Origin of the sequence: Kitasatospora sp. NPDC059146, assembly GCF_042786665.1 — a bacterium.
In the GTDB taxonomy this organism is placed as follows: domain Bacteria; phylum Actinomycetota; class Actinomycetes; order Streptomycetales; family Streptomycetaceae; genus Kitasatospora.
In genome coordinates, this window is record NZ_JBHZCY010000001.1 from 138,980 (window position 1) to 163,036 (window position 24,057).

Genomic DNA, 24,057 nt, shown 5'->3' on the forward strand with positions numbered 1-24,057 from the left:
CCCGGGGGTCGAGCCCCGAGGCGTCCTGACGAGCCGTCAGCAGGCCGTGGCCAGCTCCGACGTGCGGGCCGGGACGTGCCGCGGCACGACGGCCACCACGCGCCCGCCGCGACCGGGGTGCAGGTCGAACCGCACCCGCAGGTCCGCGCTGCGGGCCAGTACCAGGCCGACCGCGCCGGCCGCCAGCGCGGACACCACGCCGCAGGCCAGCAGGCCCAGCCGGGGCCCGTACGAGGCGGTGACCCAGCCGACGACCGGGGCGCCGATCGGCGTGCCGCCGGTGAAGACCAGCACCAGCAGGCCCATCACCCGACCGCGCATCTCGGGGTCGGTGGACAGCTGCAGCATGGAGTTGACCGAGGTGTTGAAGCTCAGCCCGAACACCCCGATCAGCGTCAGCAGCAGCGCGAAGGTCCAGTAGTCGGGCGCGAGGGCCGCGACCACCTCCAGGACGCCGAAGGCCAGGGCCGCGCCGACCAGCCGGCGCAGCCGGGGCGCGCCGCGGCGGGCGGCGAGCAGCGCGCCGGCCAGCGAGCCGACGGCCATCATGGTGTTCAGCAGGCCGTACTGCCCGGCGCCGACCTTGAAGGTGTCGTGGGCGAATCCGGCGAGCAGCGTCGGGAAGTTGAACCCGAAGGTGCCGATGAAGCCGGCCAGCACCATCGGCCAGAGCAGCTCGGGCCGCTCCTTCACGTAGCGCAGGCCCTCGCGCAGCTGGCCCTTCTCGCGGGCGATCGGCTCGGTCGGGCGCAGTTCGGACTCGCGCATCGCGAGCAGTCCGCCGATCACGGCGGCGAAGGACAGCGCGTTGACGGCGAACGCCCAGCCGCTGCCGACCGCGGCGATCAGCAGGCCCGCGACGGCGGGGCCGACCAGCCGGGCGGTCTGGAAGTTGGCGGCGTTCAGGCTGACGGCGTTGGCCAGGTCCTTGGGGCCGACCATCTCGGACACGAAGGCCTGCCGGGTCGGGTTGTCGACCACGGTGACCAGGCCGAGCAGCAGGGCGAAGGCGTACACGTAGTACGGCGTCACCACGCCGCCGACGGTCAGCACGGCCAGGCCGGCGGCGAGCAGGCCCATCGCGCCCTGGGTGCAGATCAGCAGTCGGCGCTTGGGCATCCGGTCGGCGAGCACACCGCCGAACAGGCCGAGCAGCAGCATCGGCAGGAACTGCATGGCGGTGGTGATGCCGACCGCGAGCGGGCTGCCGGTGAGGCTCAGGACCAGCCAGTCCTGGGCGATCCGCTGCATCCAGGTGCCGGTGTTGGACACCACCTGGCCGGCGAAGTAGTAGCGGTAGTTGCGAACGCGCAGGGAGGAGAACATCCCCCCGGGCCTGGTGAAGCGGGCTCCTGTGGGAGATGCGGCCGGGTGGGTCCGGCGCTGAGCGGCGGGGTGCGCCGCGGTGCGTTCGTCGGGGTCGTCGTCGCCGCTGCCGGGCAGCCCGCTGGGGGCGGGGGCCTGGGCGTCGGCGGCCGCGGTGCGGTCCGCGGCGGGGTCGTTGGTCGGGTCGTCGGTACGGGCGGCGGCGCTGGCTGCGGCCGGCGGTGTCACGGTGGTCTCCCCTCGCGGCGCGACGGCCCTGGCGGGGGCCGTCGCGCTCCTGGTAACGGTGGTCGGTCCTGCGGTGATGCGGGCTCCTTCTCCTCCCGGCGGCCGGCCGGGGTCGGTGTGCCTCGATCTGTACGAGTTACAGGTGGGCGAGCTTGTAGAGCACGGGCGCGGCCTCCCTGAGGACGGCCCATTCCTCGTCGTCGAGCCCTTGGGCGAGCTCGGCGAGCCAGACGTTTCGGCGCCGACGACTCTCCGCGAGGATCGTCTCGGCCTGCTCGGTGCTGCTGACGACCACCTGGCGGCGGTCCTCGGGGTGCGGCTCGCGCCGCACCAGCCCCTTCTCCTCCAGCATCGCGACGATCCTGGTCATCGAAGGAGGCTGCACGTGCTCCTTCCGGGCGAGCTCACCCGGCGTCGCCTTCCCGCACCGGGCGAGGGTGCCCAGCACTCCCATCTCGGTGGGACTCAGCGACTCCTCCACCCGTTGGTGTTTGAGTCGTCGGGAGAGGCGCATCGTGGACGACCGCAGCTGTGAGATCGCTGCGAGGTCCGGCTCGGACATCTCGGGCATCTCTTTAGCTTACGTCATTACTCTCGCTAAAGAAAAACGGGTTCCCACCGCGCCGGAGGATCGGCCCGGTGCCATATTGGTGAGGGGTGATCGTTCCCGCCTCCCGGAAGGGCCGACCAGACATGTCCGACCTCGCCTCCGAGCAACCCGCGCAATCCGCACAGTCCGTGCGGCCGGCGCAGTCCGAGCGATCGGCGCAGTCCGTGCAGTCCGCGCCGGACGACTCCGGCTTCGCCCGGCTCGCCATGGTCACCATCGACTGCGCCGACCCGGTCGCGCTGGCCTCGTTCTACGGCGAGCTGCTGGGCTGGGAGACCCGTCACGTGGACGAGCGCTTCGCGATCCTGGACAACCCGGAGGGCGGCAGCCCGCTGGGCTTCGGCCGGGTGGCGGGCTACCGCCCGGAGCCGTGGACCGAGCCGGACGGCAGCAAGCACTTCCACCTCGACTTCTACGTGGACGACCTGGAGGAGTCCACCGCGAAGGCCCTCGCGCTCGGCGCGACCGAGCCGAGCTACCAGCACGGCCGCACGCTCAAGGTGCTGATCGACCCGGCCGGGCACCCGTTCGGGCTGGCCCCGCTGGAGTAACGCACCAAGCCGCCCGGAGGCCGTGCGCAGGCGGTGTCAGGGCTTGGTGCCGAGATCTTGCAGACCGCGTAAAGGTCCTTCCTGACCTGGGACTTCACGAAAAGCGCGAACCTTGTGCGACCACCGGGCAGTGGTTACTGTCCCGGGTTGTCAGGGGCATCACCACGCCAGGTCTCCCCTCGGCGGAGCCCCCTCCGTGCCCGTCTGCGCGCGCGTCCCACCCGTTCCCGGTCCCCCGTCGGCCGCCTCCGCCCGAACCCTGGCGCCCTCAACCCCTCGTCCAGGGAGCTCAATTGGGTGAGATCCATCATGCCGACCACGGCTGGGTGACACCGGCGGTCTCGTACTTCGTCGCCTGCCTCGGTGCCTTCGTCGCCCTGCGCAGCGCCCGCTGGGCACTGGTCTCGACGGGCCGCAGCCGCGCCGTCTGGCTGCTCTTCGCCTCGACCTCGCTCGGCGCCGGCATCTGGTCCATGCACTTCATCGCGATGCTCGGCTTCTCCGTCACCGGCGCCGAGATCACCTACCAGCCGGGGCTCACCGTGCTCAGCCTGCTGGTCGCGGTCGCGGTGGTCGGCATCGGGCTGTTCACCGTCGGGTACTGGCGGGGCCACCCCGTGCTGTCCCTGCTGGTCGGCGGACTGACCACCGGGCTCGGGGTCGCCGCGATGCACTACCTGGGCATGGCCGCGATGGTGCTGCCCGGCCGGCTCGGCTACGACCACGTCACCGTCGGGCTCTCGATCGGCATCGCGGTGTTCGCCGCCACGGCCGCGCTCTGGGCCGCGCTGAACATCCGCGGCACCCTCGCGGTGCTGGCGGCGGCGCCGGTGATGGGCGTGGCGGTCTGCGCGATGCACTACACCGGCATGGCGGCGCTCTCGGTCCGCCTCGACGCCTCGCACTCGACCCAGGGCGGGGTGATGGCACTGCAGTTCATCTTCCCGCTCGGGGTCGGGCTCGGCTGCTACGTGTTCTTCGGCTCGCTGGCCTTCGCCGTCTCCCCGAGCAAGCCCAGCATCCAGCCGCTGCTGGTCGGCCCGGCCGCCCCGCTGCCCCCGCGGACGCCCCGCGTCCCGCCGCAGCGGCAGCCGCTGAGCCGCACCGCCGGCAGCCGCCGCTGAGCGGCACCGCCGCCCGGCGCCGAGCCGGGCCGCCGCGCCGAGTCGCGGGCGGCCCCACGACGGACGTCCGGCCGGGTCCCCCACCCCGGCCGGGCGTCACCGCTTCACCGCCGCGCCGGCGGCCACCGCCCCACCGCCGCACCGGGGTTCAGGGCCGACCGAGCAGCCCCGTCAGGTGCTCCGGCGTGGCCGCCGGGCAGGCCTTGCGCACGAAGTCCCGCCGCAGCGCGTGGTACGGCTCGCCCGCCCGGTAGAAGTTGCCGTGCATCCGGCGCAGTTCCTCCGCCCGGTACGCGGCCAGCGGCTTCGCCTCCTCGTCCTCGGCGCGGCGGCGCTTCTTGTCCACCAGCCGCCCGGTGAGCTCCGGCGAGCCGGCCAGCCGGGCGGCCTCCCGGGCCGTCCAGCGGCGGAACTCCGCCGCGTCCCCGCCGGCCGTGCGGTCCACCAGGCCGATCCGGCGGGCGTGCGCGGCCCCGACCGGCAGCGCCTCGGTGGTGAGCCGCTCGGCCTGCTCGGCGCCGACCCGGGCGGGCAGGGTGTACGTCCAGTACTCGGAGCCGTACAGGCCCATCAGCCGGTAGTGCGGGTTGAGCACCGCCGACTCCCGGCACCACACCTCGTCGGCGGCCAGGGCCAGCATCAGTCCGCCGGCCGCCGCGTTGCCGGCCAGCGCGGCGACGGTCAGCTTGTCGTCGGTGGTCAGGACCGCCTCGACCAGGTCGTCCATCGCGTTGATGTTCTCCCAGGACTCCAGCGCCGGGAAGGCCGAGCCCTCGATGACGTTGAGGTGGATCCCGTTGGAGTAGAAGTCCCGGGGCGCGCCCAGCACCAGCACCGAGGTGGGCCGGTCGGCGGCCGCGCGGTAGGCGGCCAGCAGCCGGCGGCACTGCTCGGTGCCCATCGCCCCGCCGGCGTAGGCGAATTCGAGGAAGCCGACCTCGCCGTCCTCGTGGTAGCGCAGCTCCGACCAGGTGTCCCGGCGGGCGGCCTGCTCCGGGGTCACCGGCACCTCGCGGACCCGGTGCAGCTCGTCGGCGAGCACCGTGGCGGCGGGCAGCTTGAAGGTGACCGGCCCGCCCGGGGTGCGGCGCGGGCGCAGTTGGGGGATCCAGACCGCGCCGTCCACGGTGGCCCGGCAGATCGCGCCATCCCGGGTGGCGAGCACGGCGCCGGGCTCGGGGCCGCGCAGTTCGTCCTCGGGGTGGCCGCCGTGCAGGAAGAACTCCCGCCCGTACAGCTCGTCCAGCACGCCGGGCTGGGAGTCGGCGGCGCGCAGCTTGCGCAGCACGGTGGCGGTGTCGTCCTGCTGCCAGTCGATCCGACGCGTCTCCTGGCGCAGCAGGGGCCGCAGTTCGCCGCGTACGTCGGGGCGGGCGTAGTCGAGCGGTTCGGGGGTGAACAGCCCGCCCTCGTACCGCTGGACGGCCAGCAGGACGGCCTCGACGGCGGCGTCCGCGACCTCGCCCCGGTACAGCTCGCTCTTGCCGCGGTCGGGGACGGGGAACTCGACGCAGGCCCAGATGTCGCCGGCGTCCATCTCCTCGACGGCCTGCAGCACGGTGACGCCCCAGTGCCGGGCGGACCCGGTGATCGCCCAGTCGAGCGAGGAGGGGCCGCGGTCGCCCTTCGGGCCCGGGTGCACGATCAGGACCGTCCGGGTGGACCAGATGTCCGCCGGGACGGCCTTGGTGAGCATCGGGCAGACGATCAGCTCCGGGTCGACCCGGGCCACCGCCTCTCGCATCTGCTCGTCGCCGAGGGCGAGTTGGACGGCGACCTGGTGGCCGCGCTCGCGCAGCTCGGTGTGGACGCGCTGGGTCAGGCTGTTGAACGCGGTGGCGATCAGGAGAATGCGCACAGGGGGCCTCCGGGCAGGGACTGCGGGTCGCGCGGAGGCGATGAAACCACGGCATGGACACGTAATGGTCACGTTCCGTGCCTCGGCGCCCCACTCTCACCCTCCCCGCACACCTGTGCCCCCGGCGTGGCCCCGCTTCGCCGGATCTCCCCAGCCCCTCCCCGGAGTTGGACTGGCGCGCCGTCCGGCCGGAGCTACCGGGGGAAGGCCCGGCGGGCCCGCCAGGTGGTGTGCTCGCGGGAGACGGCGTCCTCGGCCTCGGCGGCCAGCCGGGCCCAGCGCTCCTCGGCGTCCGGCGTCTTGAGGTCGAGGTCGGAGAGCTGGTTGCCGACGTTCTCCAGCTCGCGCGCGGCCAGTTGGTAGGCGGCGGCCAGCGGGCGCAGCTGCTTGAGCTGGGTCCAGGCGATGATCGCGGCGGCCGCGGCCGAGCTGGCCCCGAAGATGTGCACCTCCAGGGCGCCGGTGGCCTGGGCGATCGCCGCGGCGGCACCGATGATGATCAGCGTCGCGATGCCGAGCCCCCAGGAGACCGCCTGGGACTCGCAGGACTCGGCCCGGGAGCGGTACCAGGTCCGCTGGCTCTCGACCCGGGTGCGCAGGTAGAGGGTGCGCCGGGCGGTGAGGCTGCCGGCCCGGGAGCGGCGCATCTCCTCGGTGATCTCCGGGACGCTGCCGGGCGGCACGATCTCCGGGTCCTCGAAGGCCCGCAGCACGTCCTCGACCTGGAGCAGGTAGCCGCGGTCGGCGTCCGGCGAGTCGGCCTCGCCGCCGAACGGCCGGGCCCGCACGCTGTACTTCCAGGCGAGCGTCTTGACCGACTCGGCCGCCGCCCGCGCCTCGTACCACCGGCCCTGCGGGTTGCCGCGGCGCAGCCGGGACCAGAAGTAGCCGGCGATCAGGAAGGCGGCCACCGAGAACAGTGGCTTGATATCGCCGTCGCCCTTGTGGTCCGGGCCCGGGAGCGAGCCGATCAGCGCGGCGACCACCAGCATGGCGATCAGTCCACGGTGCCAGCGGAGCGTCTCGCGCTGTCCGTCCAGCGAGGCCTTGTCCGCCCGCCAGAACAGTTCCGGCAGCAGTCGCGCCTCGACGCCCCCGGGCGGATCCTGTTGCACCATCGGTTGAGTCCCCTCCCCGTCTCCGTCCAGCCAGTATTCCCGCCGCCAACTGCCCTACACGGTCGCCTTTTTGACACCTTCCGACCGCCGGTGATTGCTACCCCCGGCCGGTAACCGGTAGAACCGGTTACATGCCGCTGCACTGGAAGCTCGTCATCGACTGCACCGACCCGCACCGCCAGGCCGCCTTCTGGGGCGCCGCCCTCGACTACACCGTCGAGGACCACACCGCCCTGATCGCCCGCCTGCTGGAGGCCGGCGCGATCACCCCGGACGCCCTCACCGAGGCCGACGGCCGCCCCGCCTGGCGCACCCTCGCCGCCGTCCGCCACCCGGACGACCCGTACGACCCCGCCTCGGACACCGGCCTCGGCCGCCGGATCCTGTTCCAGGCCGTCCCGGAGCCCAAGGAGGGCAAGAACCGCCTCCACCTCGACGTCCACCCCGGCCCGGGCGAACGCGCGGCCACCGTCACCCGCCTCGAAGCCCTCGGCGCCGCCGTCCTGCACGAGGTCGCCGAGCCCGGCGGCGCCTGGACGGTCATGCACGATCCGGAGGGCAACGAGTTCTGCGTGCACTGAGAAAGCCGTAGGGCCCTCCCCGCACGTGGCGGGGAGGGCCCTACGGGCCGGGCGGCCGTCAGAGCAGGCCGAAGGCCGGCATCAGGTAGTAGAAGGCGAAGACCGCCGCCACCGCGTAGAGCGGCACCGGGACGCTGCGGCCGCGGCCGGCGGCCAGGCGCAGCACGCAGAAGGCGATGAAGCCGAAGCCGATGCCGTTGGTGATGGAGTAGGTGAACGGCATCATCACGATGGTCAGGAAGGCCGGGATCGCGATGGTGTAGTCCGCCCAGTCGATCTCCTTGATCGAGTTGGCCAGGATCAGGAAGCCGACCGTGACCAGGGCCGGGGTGGCGGCCTGGGCGGGGACCATGGTGGCGAGCGGGGTGAGGAACAGCGCCACCACGAAGAGCAGGCCGGTGACGATCGAGGCGAAGCCGGTGCGGGCGCCCTCGCCGACGCCGGCCGTGGACTCGACGAAGCAGGTGTTGGCGGAGGCGGAGGTGGCGCCGCCGGCCGCGGTGGCGATGCCGTCGACCATCAGGATCTTGTTGATGCCCGGCAGGTCGCCCTTCTCGTCCAGCAGGTGGGCCTCGTCGGCGACGCCGAGGATGGTGCCCATCGCGTCGAAGAAGCAGGACATCAGCACGGTGAAGACGAACAGCACGCCGGTGAGCACGCCGACCTTCTCGAACCCGCCGAACAGGCTGACCTTGCCCACCAGCCCGAAGTCGGGGGCGGCCACCGGGTTGCCGGGCCAGGTGGGGACGGTGAGGCCCCACTTGAGCGCCGGCACGTCGGCGACCTTGTCGAGCACCAGGGCGAGCACGGTGGAGGCCGCGATGCTGATCAGGATGGCACCGGGCACCTTGCGGATGACCAGGACCAGGGTCAGCAGCAGGCCGAAGACGAAGACCAGCACGGGGAAGCCGAGCAGGTGGCCGTTGCCGCCGAGCTGCAGCGGGACGGTGGTGTGGGCGGCGTCCGGGATGCGGCTGACGAAGCCGGAGTCGACCAGGCCGACCAGGCTGATGAACAGGCCGATGCCGATCGCGATGGCCTTGCGCAGGCCGAGCGGCACGGCGTTCATGACCCGCTCGCGCAGGCCGGTGGCGACCAGCAGCATGATCGCGAAGCCGGCCAGCACCACCATGCCCATGGCGTCCGGCCAGGTCATCCTGGGCGCGAGCTGGAGCGCCACGATGGTGTTGACGCCGAGTCCGGCGGCCAGGCCGATCGGCACGTTGCCGATCACGCCCATCAGCAGGGTGGTGAGACCCGCGGTGAGGGCGGTGGCGGTGACCAGCTGGGCGCTGTCCAGGTGGGCCCCGGTCATGTCCGTGGCGCTGGCCAGGATGATCGGGTTCAGCACCAGGATGTACGCCATGGTGAAGAAGGTGGCGACACCGCCGCGGATCTCGCGCGGCAGGCTGGAGCCGCGCTCGCTGATCTTGAAGTAGCGGTCCAGGGCGCTGGTGGGGGGCGCGGGTTCCGCGGGTTCGGGCGACTCGGTGGTCGGCTGGACCACAGGCATGCGTGCGTCCTCTGTGGGGGAGCTGAGGAGGGGGGGAACGCCCGTGGCGACGGCGGCCGGGCGTGGACCCTCAAGTATGGTTTCCCGGTCGCACACGCGCTATCTTCGCGCGTAGAGCCCGCCCCTGGCCGACCTGGCGCACCGCCGCACCCCTCGGAGCCCCCACCGCCCCGGGAGCCCCCGCGCACCGTACGCTAGGCCCCATGCCCAAGACGCCGCTGCACCCCTCGCCCCCTCCGCTGGAGGCCAATGACGTCGCCATCGTCGGCGCGGGCACGGTGCTGTGGTTCGTCGCCTTCGTCGCCCTGCTCCCCTTCCAGGGCACCCTCTCCGACCACGGCCACGGCACCTGGCCGTGGATCTGCCTCTCCGGCGGCCTGCTCGGCCTGATCGGCCTCTGGTACTGCCGCGCCCGCCGGGACGCGATCGCCCGCAGCCGCGCCGCCGAGGCCGCCGCACCGCAGGCGGACGGCGGCGCCGGTGGCAGCACCGGGGACGGCACCGGCCCTGCCACCCAGTCGGACTGAATAGTCCTTTAGTAGCACGCACCGGACATAAGGCGCCCGTAGAGTCGGTGCCATGACGCAGCCTGCCCAGCCCGCGGAAGAGCAGCAGCCGACCGGCGGAGACCATCCCGACGGAGCGCACCCGCTCGGGCTGCTGCCCGGCCGGCGCGGCGGCCTGACGGCCGCCGAGGTGGCCGAACGGGTGGCGAACGGGCAGGTCAACGACGTCCCGGTACGGTCCAGCCGGTCGACCGAGGAGATCGTCCGGGCCAACGTCTTCACCCGCTTCAACGCCATCATCGGCATCATGTTCGGGATCATCCTGGTCGTCGGACCGATCCAGGACGGCCTGTTCGGGCTGGTCATCGTCGCCAACACGGCGATCGGCATCTTCCAGGAGCTGCGCGCCAAGAAGACCCTGGACAGCCTGGCCCTGATCGGCGAGGCCAGACCGCAGGTCCGCCGGGACGGCGCCGTCCAGCAGATCACCGTCTCCGGGATCGTCCTGGACGACACCGTGCTGCTCGGCATCGGCGACAAGGTGATCGTCGACGGCGAGGTGACCGAGGCGGACGGCCTGGAGATCGACGAGTCGCTGCTCACCGGCGAGCCCGACCCCGTCCTCAAGCAGCCCGGCGACCAGGTGATGTCCGGCAGCTTCGTGGTGGCCGGCGCGGGCGCGTTCACCGCCACCAGGGTCGGCCGGGAGGCCTACGCGGCCCAGCTGGCCGAGGAGGCCAGCAAGTTCACCCTGGTGAAGTCGGAGCTGCGCAGCGGCATCAACAGCATCCTGCGGTTCATCACCTACCTGCTGATCCCCACCGCGATCGGACTGATCATCAGCCAGCTGGCCGTGGAGGGCCGCGACTGGCGCGAGGCGGTGCGCCGGATGGTGGCGGGCATCGTGCCGATGGTCCCCGAGGGCCTGGTGCTGCTGACCTCGGTGGCCTTCGCGATCGGCGTGATCCGGCTGGGCCGCCAGCAGTGCCTGGTCCAGGAGCTCCCGGCGATCGAGGGCCTGGCCCGGGTGGACACCGTCTGCCTGGACAAGACCGGCACCCTCACCGAGGGCGGCATGGACGTCGTCGACCTGCGGCTGATCGCCGACGGCGGCTCCGCCCCGCCCGAGCGGGACACCGTCCGGCACGCGCTCGCCGTGATGGCCGGGGCCGACGCGCGCCCCAACCCGTCCATGCAGGCCGTGATCGACGCGTACGGGCGCGGCGACGGCGCCGGCCCGGGCGGCCACGGCTGGCGGGTGATCGAGGCGATGCCCTTCTCCTCGGCCCGCAAGTGGAGCGGCGTGCAGCTGCTGGAGCCCCAGGGCGGCGAGGCCAGCTGGCTGCTCGGCGCCCCGGACGTGCTGCTGCCCGCCGGGCACCCGGCGCTCGCCGAGGTGGACGAGCTGGGCGCCAAGGGCCTGCGGGTGCTGCTGCTGGGCCGCACGCCCGTCCCGCTGGACTCCCCCGACCCGGCCGCCGGGCTCACCCCGCTGGCCCTGGTGGTGCTCCAGCAGCGGCTGCGCGCGGACGCCGCCGAGACCCTGCGCTACTTCGAGGGCCAGAACGTCCGGGCCAAGGTGATCTCCGGCGACGCGGCGGTCTCGGTCGGCGCGGTGGCCGGCCACCTCGGGCTGCCCGGCGCGGACCGCCCGGTGGACGCCCGCACCCTGCCGAAGGACCCGGAGCAGCTCGCCGAGACCGCCGACCGGACCAGCGTCTTCGGCCGGGTCACCCCGCAGCAGAAGCGCGAGCTGGTCGGGGCGCTGCAGTCCCGCGGCCACACCGTGGCGATGACCGGCGACGGCGTCAACGACGTGCTGGCGCTCAAGGATGCCGACATCGGCGTGGCGATGGGCACCGGCTCGGACGCCACCAAGGCGGTCGCCCAGATCGTGCTGCTGAACGACTCCTTCGCGACCCTGCCCTCGGTGGTCGCCGAGGGCCGCCGGGTGATCGGCAACATCGAGCGGGTCGCGGGCCTGTTCCTGGTGAAGACGGTCTACTCGGTGCTGCTGGCGCTGCTGGTGATCTTCACCCACTCGCCGTACCCGTTCCTGCCCCGGCACTCCACCGTGCTGTCCACCCTCACCATCGGCGTGCCGGCCTTCTTCCTCGCCCTCGCCCCCAACAACGAGCGGGCCCGCACCGGCTTCGTGAAGCGGGTGCTGCGGCTGGCGATCCCGGGCGGCGCGATCGCCGGCACCGGCACCTTCGTCGCCTACGCGCTGGCCCGCTCCGACCACGCCACCGACCTCAGGGCCGACACCAGCGTGGCCACCCTGACGCTCTTCCTGATCGCCATCTGGGTGCTCGCCATCGTCGCCCGCCCGTACAACTGGTGGCGCCTGCTGCTGATCGGCACCATGGGCCTCGCCTTCGCGCTGGTGCTGCTGGTGCCGTTCCTGTCGAACTTCTTCGAGCTCTCCCTGGTCGGGCAGCGCGACCCGTGGACGGGCGTGGCCATCGCGGTGGTCTGCGGCATCGTCCTGGAGTGCGCCTGGGCCTGGATGAAGCGCCGCGGCATGGAGTGACCGGCCCGCCCCGCCCCCGTCGGCACCCTTAGCATTTCCCCGAGAGGGGGTGCCCGATGGCACGCAGGGGCGGGGATCTGGAGGCGTTCATCGCCTTCCTGGGCGGGCTGCTGGCCGCCGGGCTGGCGGCGCTGGCGATGGCGGGCGTCGGCCTGACGGTCCGGCCGACGCCCGCGGTGAAGACGGCGGCGGTGGTGACGCTCGGCGCGGTCTGGCTGACCGTCACCACCACCGTCTACCTGCGGCTCAGGCCGCGCGACCGCTGAACTCAGCCCTCGAAGTCCCGGGCCGCGGACAGCTCGTACGCCCGGTCCGGCTCGCTGAGCGCGGCCAGCACCTCGAAGCGCCGGTGCCACTGGCCGACCGACCAGGCGAGCCCGGCCGCCAGGCCCTCCGGGGTGGCGGCGTGCAGCAGCCCGGGCACCGGCGGGACCTCGAACTCGTCGTCCTCGTCGCCGGCTTCGGCCAGCTCCGGGTCGTACGGCGGCTCCGGGGCGTCCGCCGCGTGGTCCCAGCGCCAGTCGACGGAGGCCTCGCCGCCGTCCGGGCCGACCACCAGCAGCTCCTCGTGCTCCTCGTAGGCGACCGGGCAGCCGGGCAGCAGCTCCCGCACCACGGCGGGGACCCGGTGCAGCACGCCCTCGGAGAGCACCCGCCCGCCGGCCACCTCGCTGGCCAGCGACACGTGCAGCCGCTCGGCGAGGTCCGCGGCGAGCGCCGGGGCGACCGGCAGCAGCGGGTACGGGTGCAGGAGTTGGACCAGGTCGGGGGCGTCCGCGACGACCGCCTCGGTGGCGTCCACCACCACCGTGTGGTCCGGGCGGCGCCCGGTGGCCGGGTCCAGCGGCGGCAACGCCCGTACCACGTCGAGCGGTTCGATCCGGTCCCGGTCGACCCGGGCCAACGCGCTGTGGATGCCGTGCAGTTGGCGGTGGCCGACCTCGGCGGCCGGGTCGGTGAGCCGGTCCAGCGCCTCGTCCGGGCCGTGCGGCTCGGCGAGCAGCGCGGCCAGCGTGGTGCGCACCCCGAGCGCGTGCAGGAACTGGTCGTCCAGGGTGGTGCGGGCCTCGTCGTACAGGCCGCGCAGCAGCGGGTCGGCCCCGGCGGCGCGCAGCCCGGCGGGCTCGCGGCCGCCCAGCACCGGGTGGTCGCGCAGCCACCACGCGGTGTACGGCGGGAGGTCGGCGTAGCTGCCGTCGGGCAGCAGGGTGCGCACCGGGTTGACCACGGCCTCCCGGTACGGCGGGCGGGCGAGCGCGGCGAGCGCCTCGGGCCAGGCGTCGTCGTCCACCAGGTCGAGGTCGCGCACGGCCAGCAGTTCGGCGGCCACCGGCGGGACCCCGAGCACCTCGTCGGCGTTCAGCGCCTCCAGGGCGTCCTCGGCCCACTCGGCGAGCCCGTCGGGGGCCTCGTCCAGCAGCCCGGTGGGGTGCCCGCCGGCCGCCCGGTCGGCGGGCGCGGTCGGGTCGAGCCGCTCCAGGTCGTCCGGGTCGAGCACCACGTCCTCGGCGCGCACCAGCACGAAGTCGGCCAGCACCCCGACGGCGGCCAGCACCTCGGGGCCCCAGCGCTCCAGCAGCTCGTCGTCCACCCAGCCGGCGTCCTCCTCGCGGGCGAGCGCCGCGAACGGGCTGTCGGGCAGCACCAGTTCGCCCGCCCGGGCGGGCTCGCCCTCGTCGTCCAGCAGCGCCAGCCGGGCCAGCCAGGGGTGCTCGCCGACGGCCGGGGCGGCGGCCTTCACCAGGGCCAGGACGGCGTCGGCCAGCTCCAGCGCGGCGTCCAGGTCGTCGTCGGCCAGCTCGTAGGAGCGGGCGACGGCGGCCCGCACCTCGGGGGTGTCCAGCACCCCGGCCGGGGTGGCGGTGCCGGCGCCCAGCTTGGCCAGCAGCGGGTGGGCGGCCTCGGGGTGGGCCAGCCGCAGGTCGAGCGCGGCGAGTGCCCCGGCCAGCGACTCGGGGTAGCCGGGGAAGGCCGCCCAGTCGGCGTCCTCGGAGGGCAGCAGGACCCGCCGGGGCCCGGTGACGGTCCGTCCGTCGGCGAGCGGCACGGGCAGCGCGCCGAGCGCCTCCGGGTCGGCCGCGCCGAGCGCCGCGTACAGGTTGCGCCACCAGGCCGGGTCGCGGTCCAGCCCGCCGAGCTGGTCGACCACGTCGGCCAGCGGCACCCGGCGCACGTTCAGCACCCGCAGCTCGGTGCGGCGCTCCAGTCCGGCCGGCAGCAGGCCGGGGAAGATCGGCGCGAGCGCCTCCACCACCGAGCCGTCCGCGCCCTCCAGCAGCGTGGCGTCGCGCGGCCGCAGCGCGGGCGTGCCCTCCTCGACGCCGCCGGGGTGCGGCAGGAACGGCGTGCCGGGCAGCCGGGAGAGCACCGCCGCGCGCAGCGCGTTGTCCAGCGCGCCCTGCCCGAGCGGCCCGGGGACGAGGCCGAGCGAGCCGAGGTCGGCGCCGCGGGCGCGCAGCAGGTCGGTGTAGCTGTCGGCGGCGCGCTCGGTGAGGAAGTCGGTGAGCGCGCCGGGGGCGATGTGCCGGCGGGTGGAGTCCAGCGGGTAGGAGGCGATCAGCAGCGCGGGCAGGCCGATCGGCTCGTCGCTGGGGGTGGGCGCGTGCAGCACCGGCGCGATGGCGGGCCGCTGCGGAGTGCCGTCCTCCTCGACCGGGACGGCCCAGGTCACCGTCCAGTACGGGCGGGCGCGCTCCTCGGTGGGCCGGTCGGTGAGCAGTTCGGCGGCCAGCCGGCCGGTGGCGCCGGCGGTCTGCCAGAGGGTGCGCCGCAGCCGGCCGCCCCCGTCGTCGGTGACGGTCACCTCGGTGACGCCGTCCGGGCGGGGCTCGGCGGCGCTGCGGGTGAGCGTGCGGGTGCCCTCCGGAGTCTCCACCACGACCTCGGACAGGCCGGGCAGGGTGAGCAGCAGGGCGTCGTCGACGGCGGTCAGCAGACGGCGGGTCAGGTCTTCGGCGGCGGCGTCGCGCAGCGGCAGCACCACCACGGTGTCGTAGCCGTCCGGGGCCGGGCCCTCGGCGGCGAAGGGCAGCCGCAGCAGCGGCACGTGGCCGTCCCGGCGGCGCAGTTCGTCGGCCAGCGCGGGCTGCGCCTCGGCGAGCGAGCGGGCCTCGCCCAGCGACCAGCGCACCCCGCCGGCAGCACCGAGCACGGCGGGCTCGTCGGTGACGGCGAGGACGGCGGCGAAGCCGACCCCGAACCGGCCGACGGCGGGCTCCTCGCCGCGCTTGGAGGAGGCGCGCAGGGTGGACAGCGACTCGACGGCCGCCGCGTCCAGCGGGGCGCCGGTGTTGGCGGCGGCGAGCACGCCGTCGGCCAGGGTCAGCCGCAGCCGCCCGGGGCCGCGCCCGGCCCGGACCGCGGCGTCGGCCGCGTTCTGCGCCAACTCGACCACCAGGCGGTCGCGGTAGCCGCCGAGCGCCAGCTCCTCCTCGGCGTTGGCGTCCTCCCGGAACCGGGCCGGGGAGGCGGCCCAGGCGTCCAGCACCCGCCGGCGCAGCGCGGCGCTCCCGAACGGGTCCGCGAGGTGCTCGTCCGTGCCGCTGCCGATGATCCGAGGTTCCACGGGACCTGCCACCTTCCGCCGCCCTGTACGTCGTAGGGCATTCTTCCCTGCCCCACCGACTGCTCCCGACCACCGCCCGGTCCGGGGGCGGCGCAGGGCCCGGCCGGGCGCGGGAATCCGCAGGCGGGGGCCGGTCGGCGGCGGACCGTCCGGCCGCACGGTCCGCCACTCCCGTCCCAGGGGGACCAGGAGCACCACGGGAGCCGGCGGAGGGCGGAGCGGGCCGGCGAAAGCGGAGAAAGGCCGAGGGGACCGGAGGGAGGCCGAGGGGGTCGGAGGGGGCGGAACCGCCGGGCCGGCACCCCACTGCCGGGGCCCGACGGCCCGCCCTGCTGCCGCCCGTGGGCTGGGGGGAGTCCCCACGGACGGCAGGCGGGCGGGGCCCCGCCACCGGCGGGCGCCCCTACCGGCAACAACGTCGCGGCCCGCCCCACCGGTTCAGTGGGACGGGCCGCGGACGGGGAACGTCAGGAGTGGCCGAGCTCCTCGGCCGGGGCGTCCGGCTCGACCGAGCCGGAGGTCCGGTCCGGGTGGAGCTGCAGCGGCTCGACCACCAGCTCGTCCAGGATCAGCTCGGACGGCGCCGGCGGGGCCGGGATGACGGCCGCCTCGGAGTGCCCGCCGCAGCCGTACGCGAAGGAGACGATCTGGCCGTCGGCCGGGCCGAACTCGTTGCCGCACACGCCGAAGGCCTGTCCGAGCGAGCCGCCGATCGTGATCAGGAAGCCGCAGCTGCCGCACGCCGCCGGGGCGGCCTGCGCCATCGGGGTCTGCGAGCCGTGGGCCTTCTCCCAGCGGTCGGCGGCCAGGTGCAGGCCGAGCCGGGAGAGGACCCTGCTGCGGCCCAGGCCGAGCTCCTCGGCGACGGCGTTGATCCGGGCGCGGGCCGGCGCGGGCTGGACGTGCGGGTCGCTGAGGACCACGTCCTCCTCCGCGGCCAGGGCGACGGCGGAGTTCGGCGCGGGCTCGTCCTCGCCGGTCCAGCCCGGCTCCAGCCGGGCGTCGTCGGCGCCGGTGGGCAGCAGGTCGCCGGGGCCCATGTCGCCCGGGCGCAGCCGCTCGCTCCACGGCACCCACTCCGGCGCGAGCACCGCGTCGGGGCCGGGCAGCAGCACGACCTCGTCCACGGTCACGTTCTTCGCGCGCGGGGCCCGGGCGACGGTGACCGCCCAGTGCCAGCCGCGGTAGGCCGCGTCCAGGCACTCGAAGCTGTGGGTGACGACGCGGTCGGCGTCCGCCTGCGCACCGAGGTGCGGGCCGACGGCCTCGGGCCCGACGGCCTCCTCGGCAGCCTGGCGGGCGAGTTCGACGGCGTCGGCACAGAGCCGGTCGGGGGTACGGCTTCGCATCGCAGCACTCACGGCGTCGATTCTCTCCCAGTTCTTCTGTCGCCCACGGCGTGTTGCCTTCTCCGTCGCGGCTCGGTAGTCCCGCGTCCATTCTGCGCGACCTGGGGCCGCCACGGGTACCGACCGCGCCGCCCGTCCGGCCTGCCGGCGCCCCGGCGCCCACGCGGGCGGACCTTGGGGCAGGCTACCCGCCGGTCGGCGCCCCGGCACAGTCCGGGGCGGAGCCGAGCCTTCCGGAGGCCGCGCCGAGCGGAGCCGAATCCCGCGTCACCCCGGCGAATCTGGGGCAGGATGGGCTTGTGGCGGACGAAAACCCGTCGCAGCACGCACTGCGCCCCTCGCAGGCCGGCAGCCCCGACGAGACGCAGGCCGCGCCGCGACAACAGTCTCCCCTCCCCGATGCGGGCGAACCGCGGCCGGTGGCGGGCGGCGGGCCGTCCGCAGCCGACCGGGTCGACCTGGAGAAGCCCGACCGCCCCGTCACGGAAGCCGTCACAGGAGCCGTCACGGAAGCCGTCACGGGCGCCGACGAGGAAACCGTCACGGAAGCGGTCGCGGGAGCCGCCGAGGAAGCCGACGAGGACGCCCCCGAGCCCCACCGCCCCTTCCTGGTCCGCACCGCCTCCGCCGCCGGCCTGCGCACCGGCAAGCTGGTGCACGGCACCGGCCGCCGGATCCGCCGGGCCACCTCGGCCGAGGGCGCGGGCGAGTCCGGCCTGGCGAAGCTGATCGAGCTGCACGCGCTGAACTCCTTCGGCGACATGCTGATCACCATCGCGCTGGCCTCCACCATCTTCTTCTCCGTCCCCACCGGCGAGGCCCGCGGCCGGGTCGCGCTCTACCTGCTGATCACGATGGCCCCGTTCGCCCTGCTCGCCCCGGTGATCGGCCCGCTGCTGGACCGGCTGCCGCACGGCCGCCGGGCCGCCATGGCGATGTCGATGCTGGCCCGGGCCGTACTGGCCTGGACGATGGCCGGGGTGATCTCCGGCGGCGGCATCGCGCTCTACCCGGAGGCGCTGGGCGTGCTGGTGGCGTCCAAGGCGTACGGGGTGGTGCGCAGCGTGGTGGTGCCCCGGCTGCTGCCGAGCCGGCTGTCGCTGGTGAAGGCGAACTCCCGGGTCACCCTGGCCGGGCTGCTGGCCACCGGGGTGGCGGCCGCGGTGGGCGGGCTGCTGCACCTGATCGGGCCCGGCTGGCCGCTGCGCGGCGCCTTCCTGGTGTTCGTGATCGGCACCCTGATGGCCTTCCACCTGCCGCACGCGGTGGACTCGGCGAAGGGCGAGCAGCGGGCCGTGCTGCACGCCGAGGTGTCCGCCGAGGCCCCGGGCGGCGGCTCGCACCTGATCCACCACAAGCCCCCGAAGGTCAAGGCCTCGCTGCGCACCGTCGGCCCCTCGGTGGTGCTGGCGCTGCGGGCGATGGCGGGGATGCGCTGGCTGGTCGGCTTCCTGGTGTTCTTCCTGGCCTTCCTGCTGCGCACCGACCCGATCGGCGGCCTGCGGCCGACCCTGGCGCTGGGCCTGGTGGCGCTGGCCGCCGGGACGGGCAACGCGCTGGGCTCGGTGCTGGGCTCCTGGCTGCGCACCCGGGGCCCGGAGGCGACGGTCACCGCGATGCTGCTGCTGGCGACCTGTGTGACGGCGGCGGCGGCGCTCTGGTACGGCGTGGTGACGGTGGTTCTGGTCGCCGCGGTGTCCGGGATGGCGGCCTCGTTCGGCAAGCTGGCGCTGGACGCGCTGATCCAGCGGGACGTCCCGGAGGCGGTGCGGACCTCGGCGTTCGCCCGTTCGGAGACCCTGATGCAGATGTCCTGGGTGGTCGGCGGCGGGGTCGGGATCGTGCTGCCGCTGAACGGGGTGCTGGGCCTGTCGATCGCCGCCTCGGTGGTCGGCCTGGTGCTGCTGTGGACGGCCCGCTCGCTGCTGCGGCTGGGCCTGCGGCGGCACCCGGCCGCGCCCAGGGTGGCCTGAAACGGCCTGAACCGGTCGGTTTCCACGACGGGGCAACACGCGGTGGCCGACCCCCGCGTCGCGTGATCGCCCGGGCCCGGTAGATTCTGTCGCATGAGCCTCAATACCCGTGTCATCGCCGCCCTCGGCGCCGTCGTCGTGGTCGGCGCCGCCACGGTGGGCACCTCCGTCGCGATCGCCGCCGGGCAGACCGAGCACAACACCCACCGGGCCACCCTCCAGGTCGGCACCACGTCGACCGTCGCGGACCCGCTGTGCTGGAACGGCGGCAGCCCGCTGAGCGACGACCAGCAGGACCAGTGCCAGACCGCGGCCAAGCAGGCCCTGGCCAGCGGCGACCTCCCGCAGTCCGACGTGCGGGCGAGCGACCGGATCGGCGTCGGCGTCAGCCCGAACGTGGCCAAGACCGGCTGGTGGGCCTCCAGCAACGGTGGCGCCAGCAGCCAGGGCGGGCAGACCAGCCTGTTCTCCTACGCCCAGGGCCCGAGCTTCTCCGGCTCCCAGACCGCGGGCAAGGTGCTGAACTCCAGCGGCAAGACCGTGATCACCGTGGTCGAGATCGACAAGAAGTCGGAGAGCCCGATCGCGGTGTGGTACTTCCAGCTGAACACCAAGAACGACTGACGCTCCCCGCGATGACCGCACAGGTCTCCGAAGCGCACCCCGGGCAGCCGGGCCCCGAACGGGCCCGGCTGCTCGTGGTCGTCGCGGTGCCGGCCGAGGCCGAGGCGGTGCTGCGCGGCCTGCCCGGCGGCGCCGCCGACCTGCCGCTGCCCGGCGGCACCCTGCACCGCTGCGCGGGCGCGCCGGTGGACGTGCTGGCCGCGGGCGTCGGCCCGGCGGCAGCCGCGGCGGGCGCCGGCGCCGCGCTGGCGGCCGGCCCGTACGGCCTGGTCGCCTCCGCCGGGATCGCCGGCGGCTTCGCCCCGCACGCGCCGGTCGGCGCGACCGTGCTGGCGTCGGCGGTCGTGGCCGCCGACCTCGGCGCCGAGACCCCCGAGGGCTTCGCCGACGTCACCGAGCTGGGCTTCGGCACCACCCGGCACACCCCTCCCCCGGCCGTCGTCGCCCTGGCCGAACGGGCCCTGGCGGACCGCGACGTCCGGGCCGTGACCGGCCCGGTGCTGACCGTCTCCACGGTGACCGGCAGCACCGAGCGGGCCGCCGCGCTGGCCGCCCGTCACCCGGGGGCCGCGGCCGAGGCGATGGAGGGCTTCGGCGTGGCCGAGGCCGCCGCCCGGTTCGGCGTGCCGGCCTTCGAGCTGCGCACCGTGTCCAACCCGGTGGGCCCGCGCGACCGGGCCGCCTGGCGGATCGGCGAGGCGCTGGCCGCCCTGGAGCGGGCCTTCGCCGCGCTTCCCGTCCGAGAACTGATCGAGGAGGCCGGCCGTGGCTGAACGGCTGAGCATCGCGTACTCGCCCTGCCCGAACGACACCTTCGTGTTCCACGCCTGGGCGCACGGCGCCGTCCCCGGGGCGGACGCCCCCGAGGTGACCTTCGCCGACATCGACATCACCAACGGCCTGGCCGAGCGCGGCGAGCTGGACGTGTTGAAGATCAGCTACGGCGCGCTGCCGTGGGTCCTGGAGGAGTACGCCCTGCTGCCCTGCGGCGGAGCGCTGGGGCGCGGCTGCGGGCCGCTGGTGCTCACCCTGCCGGGCGTGGCCTCGCCCGCGGACCTGGCCGGGCGCACCGTCGCGGTGCCCTCCGAGCGCTCCACCGCCTACCTGCTGTTCCGGCTCTGGGCGGCGAAGGCGGTGCCGGGCGGCTTCGGCGAGATCGTCGTCCTGCCGTTCCACGAGATCATGCCCGCCGTCCGGGACGGCCGGGTGGACGCCGGCCTGGTGATCCACGAGGCCCGCTTCACGTACCAGCAGTACGGCCTGCACAGCCTGGCCGACATGGGCGAGGCCTGGGAGGCGGAGACCGGCCTGCCGATCCCGCTGGGGGCGATCGTGGCCCGGCGCTCGCTGGGCGCCGAGCGGCTGCGCGAGCTCGCCGCGACGATCCGCGCGTCCGTCCGGCAGGCCTGGGCGGATCCGGCCGCCAGCCGGGAGTACGTGCTGGCGCACGCCCAGGAGATGGACCCGGCCGTGGCCGACCAGCACATCGGGCTGTACGTCAACGAGTTCACCGCCGACCTCGGCGAGGAGGGCTACCAGGCCGTCCGCGCACTGCTCACCCGGGCCGCCGCGGAGGGGCTGGTGCCCCCGCTCGACCCGGGTGCGCTCGCGTTCTAGACCCCTCGGGGCCTCAGACGTCGAACTGGTCGGCCACCGCGCGCAGCAGGCCGGCCAGCTTCTGGCCGGTCGGCTTGGCCGGGTAGCGGCCGCGCTGGAGGCCGGGCAGCACCGCGTCCAGGGTGGTGATCAGGTCCTGGACGATCGGCGCCATGTCGTCGGCGCTGCGGCGCTGGGCGGCGGCCACCGACGGCAGCGCGTCCAGCAGCTGCACGGCCATCGCCTGGTCCCCGCGGTGCCCGGCGACCACGCCGAACTCGACCCGCTGGCCCGGCTTCAGCACGGTGACACCGGCGGGCAGCGCCTTGGTGTGGACGAAGACGTCGTCACCGTCGTCGCGCGACAGGAAGCCGAAGCCCTTCGTCTCGTTGAACCACTTGACCTGGCCGGTGGGCATCTCGAACAGTCCTCGAATGGGTGTGAGGGATCCCGGCCCTGGCCGGGAATCACTGGGTGGTGTGGGGAGAAAGACGGCCGACCTCGACTCGGAGCCCGTGGGCGCTCACGGCCGGCGCGTTGTCAGGAGCAGACTAATGGTCCGTCACTGCCTCGTCAGCGGTCCGCGATCGCTCCGCGTTCCGAGGGCCGGAGGGGCCGACGGGCGCGCGGGGATCTCGCGGTCACGGACGACCCGGTACTGGCACGGCCGGGGCGCGGTTCTGCGCAGTCCATCGGCTCACACCCCCGGGTCTGAGGACACGGGACGCACCTGTAGCGCCCCTCGGCACCCCCTGCATACCCTCGCCCAGCAGGGATCAAAACGCATCGCTGCCGGGAAACTGCGCAACGTGACCGAGCCGCTCCGGTGGGCCGCCGCGGGGGCGGTTCTGCCAGACTGGGGCGCGGACCGGGCCCCGGACGGGCGGCCCGGCGCGGCTCGGAGGAGTGAGCGGACGTGAGCAGCCAGAGCGCCGAACCCGGCGACGTGTACGTCAAGGCCGGGACGGTGGTCTTCGGCGTCGGCGCGCTCGCCACCCTGGTCACCTTCGTCCCGCTGTTCCTGCACCTGACGCCGCTGCCGACGGCCATGTACTGGCTGAGCATGCTGATGCCGGCCGGTTTCCTGTCCGCGCTGACCGGGCTGTTCCTGAACGCCCGGGCCCAGCGCGCCCGGATCGCGCCCCAGGAGTCCTAGCCCCGGGAGTCCTGGCCCCGGGAGTCCTGGTTCGGGCCGAGGTGCCGGTCGAGCCACTCCGGGAAGCCGGTGAGGTCGGTGAGCACCACGTCCGCCCCGGCCTCGCGCAGCCGGTCGGCGTCGTACGGGCCGGTGGCCACGGCGACCGCGACGGCGTCCGCGTGCCGGGCGCCGACGATGTCGCCGAGGTGGTCGCCGACGTAGATGCTCGCGCCGTGCGCGCGCAGCGCCTCGCCCTTGGTCTCCGCCCAGAGGTCGCCGACCAGGACGTCCGCGTCCAGTCCGGCGTGCTCCAGGTGGAGGCGGGCGTTCGGCTCGTACTTGCCGGTGATCACGGCGATCCGGCCGCCGTGGGCGCGGACCGCCTCGACGGCGGCGTGGGCGCCGGGCAGCGGCACGGTCGGGGCGAAGGCGTGCTCGCGGTACAGCTCGCGGTAGCGGGCGACGGCCCGCTCGGCCTCCTCGGCCGGGAACCAGTTGCGGATCTCGTCCAGCAGCGGCGGGCCGAGCCGGGTGACCACCAGGTCGGCGTCGACGGGGACGCCGGTCTCGGCGGAGAGCGCCCGGTAGGTGGCGTGGATGCCGGGCCGGGTGTCCAGCAGCGTCATGTCCAGGTCGAAGCCGACGGTGAGCGGGGCGGGCGGGGTCGCGGGCATGCCGCCAGGCTACCCAACGGGCCCGGGCCGGGACGAGGCGATTTGCCCCGCCTCCGAGGCGGAACTTAGGTTTACCTGAGTTTTCCGCGGAGAGGGCTCATGACCGACACCACCGCACCGACCGGCACCACCACCGCACCGCCGGGCAGACGGCGGACTCCCCGTCACCGAATACTGTGGCTCGCCGCCGCACTGGCCGTGCTGGCCGTCGCGGTGCTGCTGAGCCTGGCGGTCGGCAGCCGCACGGTGCCGCTGTCGGCGACCGTCGACGCGCTGCTGCACGGCGGCGGCTCCGCCGACGCCGTGGTGATCCGCGAGCTGCGGGTGCCCCGGACGGTGGTCGGGCTGGCCGTGGGCGCCGCGCTCGGGCTGGCCGGCGCGGTGATGCAGGGCCTGACCCGCAATCCGATCGCCGACCCCGGCATCCTCGGGGTCTCGCAGGGCGCGGCGGCGGGCGTGGTGGTCGCCATCTCGGGCTTCGGGGTCTCCACCCTCACCGGGTACGTCTGGTTCGGCTTCGCGGGCGCGGTGATCGCCACCGTGCTGGTGTACGGCCTGGCCGGGCGCGGCCGGGGCGGGGCGACGCCGATCAAGCTGGCACTGGCCGGCTCGGCGATGTCCGCGTTCATCGCCTCCTTGAACACCCTGGTGCTGACCACCGACGCGGCCACCATGGACCAGTTCCGGTTCTGGCACGTCGGCTCGCTCTCCGGCCGGACGGCGGACGTGGCCTGGCAGCTGCTGCCGTTCCTGGCCGTCGGCACCGTGCTGGTGGTGGCGGTGGCGCGCGGGCTGGACGCGCTGGCGCTCGGCGAGGACACCGCGAAGGGGCTGGGCGCGAAGACCGGCCTGGTCCGGGCGGTCGGCGCGCTGGGCGCCACCGTGCTGACCGGCTCGGCGGTCGCGGCGGCCGGCCCGATCGCCTTCATCGGCCTCGCCGTGCCGCACGCCGCCCGGGCGGTGGCCGGTGCCGACCACCGCTGGATCCTCGCCTTCTCGGCCGTCCTCGGCCCGGCCCTGCTGCTGCTCGCGGACACCCTCGGCCGGGTGCTGTTCCCGCCCTCGGAGGTCCCGGCGGGCGTGATGACGGCGCTGGTGGGGGTGCCGGTGCTGGTGGCCCTGGTGCGGCGGCGGAAGGTGGTGGCGGCGTGAGCGAGCGCAGCGAGGGAACCGTTGAGAGGCGCGCGTTG

General features: G+C 74.7%; 21 protein-coding genes. 12 read left to right on the plus strand and 9 right to left on the minus strand.

Going from position 1 to position 24,057, the window contains the following annotated elements:
- Positions 1-36: 36 nt before the first annotated feature.
- Together ACFXPX_RS00670 and ACFXPX_RS00675 are read right to left on the minus strand one after the other, a co-directional pair.
- Positions 37-1,326: an MFS transporter gene (locus ACFXPX_RS00670; RefSeq protein ID WP_380638951.1), complete on the minus strand. Its 1,290-nt coding sequence runs from the start codon at positions 1,324-1,326 to the stop codon at positions 37-39.
- Between the two features lie 364 nt (positions 1,327-1,690).
- Positions 1,691-2,125, minus strand: coding sequence for a MarR family winged helix-turn-helix transcriptional regulator (locus ACFXPX_RS00675; RefSeq protein ID WP_375888556.1), 435 nt, complete (start codon positions 2,123-2,125; stop codon positions 1,691-1,693).
- Between the two features lie 122 nt (positions 2,126-2,247).
- On the opposite strand from ACFXPX_RS00675, the gene ACFXPX_RS00680 reads away from it, so the two are divergent.
- Both ACFXPX_RS00680 and ACFXPX_RS00685 read left to right on the plus strand, forming a co-directional pair.
- Positions 2,248-2,715 carry a VOC family protein gene (locus tag ACFXPX_RS00680; protein WP_380638916.1) on the plus strand — a complete coding sequence of 156 codons (468 nt, stop codon included), beginning with the start codon at positions 2,248-2,250 and terminating at the stop codon, positions 2,713-2,715.
- 293 nt (positions 2,716-3,008) lie between these two features.
- Complete coding sequence (locus ACFXPX_RS00685) at positions 3,009-3,839, plus strand: MHYT domain-containing protein (RefSeq protein WP_380638918.1); 831 nt, start codon at positions 3,009-3,011, stop codon at positions 3,837-3,839.
- A 148-nt stretch (positions 3,840-3,987) separates the two neighbouring features.
- Here the strand turns inward: ACFXPX_RS00685 and ACFXPX_RS00690 are convergent, their stop codons facing one another.
- Positions 3,988-5,697 carry a hydrogenase maturation protein gene (locus ACFXPX_RS00690; RefSeq protein WP_380638920.1) on the minus strand — a complete coding sequence of 570 codons (1,710 nt, stop codon included), beginning with the start codon at positions 5,695-5,697 and terminating at the stop codon, positions 3,988-3,990.
- A 194-nt stretch (positions 5,698-5,891) separates the two neighbouring features.
- Complete coding sequence (locus ACFXPX_RS00695; protein WP_375888566.1) at positions 5,892-6,815, minus strand: DUF4231 domain-containing protein; 924 nt, start codon at positions 6,813-6,815, stop codon at positions 5,892-5,894.
- 131 nt (positions 6,816-6,946) lie between these two features.
- Here ACFXPX_RS00695 and ACFXPX_RS00700 point away from each other — a divergent pair, with 131 nt between their 5' ends.
- Positions 6,947-7,396: a VOC family protein gene (locus tag ACFXPX_RS00700; protein WP_380526264.1), complete on the plus strand. Its 450-nt coding sequence runs from the start codon at positions 6,947-6,949 to the stop codon at positions 7,394-7,396.
- Positions 7,397-7,454: 58 nt separating this feature from the next.
- Here the strand turns inward: ACFXPX_RS00700 and ACFXPX_RS00705 are convergent, their stop codons facing one another.
- Positions 7,455-8,909: an NCS2 family permease gene (locus ACFXPX_RS00705; protein WP_380526266.1), complete on the minus strand. Its 1,455-nt coding sequence runs from the start codon at positions 8,907-8,909 to the stop codon at positions 7,455-7,457.
- A 203-nt stretch (positions 8,910-9,112) separates the two neighbouring features.
- Between ACFXPX_RS00705 and ACFXPX_RS00710 the strand changes: the two genes are divergently transcribed.
- Genes ACFXPX_RS00710 through ACFXPX_RS00720 form a run of 3 tightly spaced genes read left to right on the plus strand, consistent with a single transcriptional unit; the run spans position 9,113 to position 12,214 of the window.
- Positions 9,113-9,436: a DUF2530 domain-containing protein gene (locus ACFXPX_RS00710; protein ID WP_375888574.1), complete on the plus strand. Its 324-nt coding sequence runs from the start codon at positions 9,113-9,115 to the stop codon at positions 9,434-9,436.
- 52 nt (positions 9,437-9,488) lie between these two features.
- Positions 9,489-11,948 (plus strand): HAD-IC family P-type ATPase, encoded by a 2,460-nt coding sequence (locus tag ACFXPX_RS00715; protein WP_380638922.1) that lies wholly within the window; start codon positions 9,489-9,491, stop codon positions 11,946-11,948.
- A 56-nt stretch (positions 11,949-12,004) separates the two neighbouring features.
- On the plus strand, positions 12,005-12,214 hold the full coding sequence (locus ACFXPX_RS00720; protein ID WP_380526270.1) for a hypothetical protein: 210 nt from the start codon (positions 12,005-12,007) through the stop codon (positions 12,212-12,214).
- Positions 12,215-12,216: 2 nt separating this feature from the next.
- On the opposite strand, the gene ACFXPX_RS00725 is transcribed toward ACFXPX_RS00720, so the two are convergent.
- The gene (locus ACFXPX_RS00725; RefSeq protein WP_380526272.1) at positions 12,217-15,513 is read right to left on the minus strand and encodes a sacsin N-terminal ATP-binding-like domain-containing protein; all 3,297 of its coding nucleotides are present in this window, start codon (positions 15,511-15,513) and stop codon (positions 12,217-12,219) included.
- A 467-nt stretch (positions 15,514-15,980) separates the two neighbouring features.
- A complete protein-coding gene (locus ACFXPX_RS00730) occupies positions 15,981-16,862 on the minus strand; it encodes a DUF3027 domain-containing protein (protein ID WP_375888854.1) in 882 nt (293 codons plus the stop codon).
- A gap of 608 nt (positions 16,863-17,470) precedes the next feature.
- Here ACFXPX_RS00730 and ACFXPX_RS00735 point away from each other — a divergent pair.
- The 4 genes from ACFXPX_RS00735 (at position 17,471) to ACFXPX_RS00750 (ending at position 21,076) form a co-directional block, all read left to right on the plus strand.
- Positions 17,471-18,835 (plus strand): MFS transporter, encoded by a 1,365-nt coding sequence (locus ACFXPX_RS00735; protein ID WP_375888857.1) that lies wholly within the window; start codon positions 17,471-17,473, stop codon positions 18,833-18,835.
- Between the two features lie 93 nt (positions 18,836-18,928).
- Positions 18,929-19,459 carry a hypothetical protein gene (locus ACFXPX_RS00740; RefSeq protein ID WP_375888585.1) on the plus strand — a complete coding sequence of 177 codons (531 nt, stop codon included), beginning with the start codon at positions 18,929-18,931 and terminating at the stop codon, positions 19,457-19,459.
- 11 nt (positions 19,460-19,470) lie between these two features.
- Positions 19,471-20,232, plus strand: a complete 762-nt coding sequence (locus ACFXPX_RS00745) for a futalosine hydrolase (RefSeq protein WP_380638924.1) — start codon at positions 19,471-19,473, stop codon at positions 20,230-20,232.
- Positions 20,225-21,076: a menaquinone biosynthesis family protein gene (locus tag ACFXPX_RS00750; protein WP_380593380.1), complete on the plus strand. Its 852-nt coding sequence runs from the start codon at positions 20,225-20,227 to the stop codon at positions 21,074-21,076. The genes ACFXPX_RS00745 and ACFXPX_RS00750 overlap by 8 nt, the downstream gene beginning before the upstream one ends.
- A 13-nt stretch (positions 21,077-21,089) precedes the next feature.
- Here the strand turns inward: ACFXPX_RS00750 and ACFXPX_RS00755 are convergent, their stop codons facing one another.
- A complete protein-coding gene (locus ACFXPX_RS00755; protein WP_350504961.1) occupies positions 21,090-21,473 on the minus strand; it encodes a cold-shock protein in 384 nt (127 codons plus the stop codon).
- Positions 21,474-21,971: 498 nt separating this feature from the next.
- Between ACFXPX_RS00755 and ACFXPX_RS00760 the strand changes: the two genes are divergently transcribed.
- The gene (locus ACFXPX_RS00760; RefSeq protein ID WP_380399235.1) at positions 21,972-22,211 is read left to right on the plus strand and encodes a hypothetical protein; all 240 of its coding nucleotides are present in this window, start codon (positions 21,972-21,974) and stop codon (positions 22,209-22,211) included.
- Here ACFXPX_RS00760 and ACFXPX_RS00765 read toward each other — a convergent pair.
- A complete protein-coding gene (locus tag ACFXPX_RS00765; protein ID WP_380593379.1) occupies positions 22,208-22,867 on the minus strand; it encodes an HAD family hydrolase in 660 nt (219 codons plus the stop codon). The two genes, ACFXPX_RS00760 and ACFXPX_RS00765, sit on opposite strands and share 4 nt — an antisense overlap.
- A gap of 99 nt (positions 22,868-22,966) precedes the next feature.
- On the opposite strand from ACFXPX_RS00765, the gene ACFXPX_RS00770 reads away from it, so the two are divergent.
- The gene (locus ACFXPX_RS00770) at positions 22,967-24,019 is read left to right on the plus strand and encodes a FecCD family ABC transporter permease (RefSeq protein ID WP_375888596.1); all 1,053 of its coding nucleotides are present in this window, start codon (positions 22,967-22,969) and stop codon (positions 24,017-24,019) included.
- The last annotated feature ends 38 nt before the right edge of the window (positions 24,020-24,057 follow it).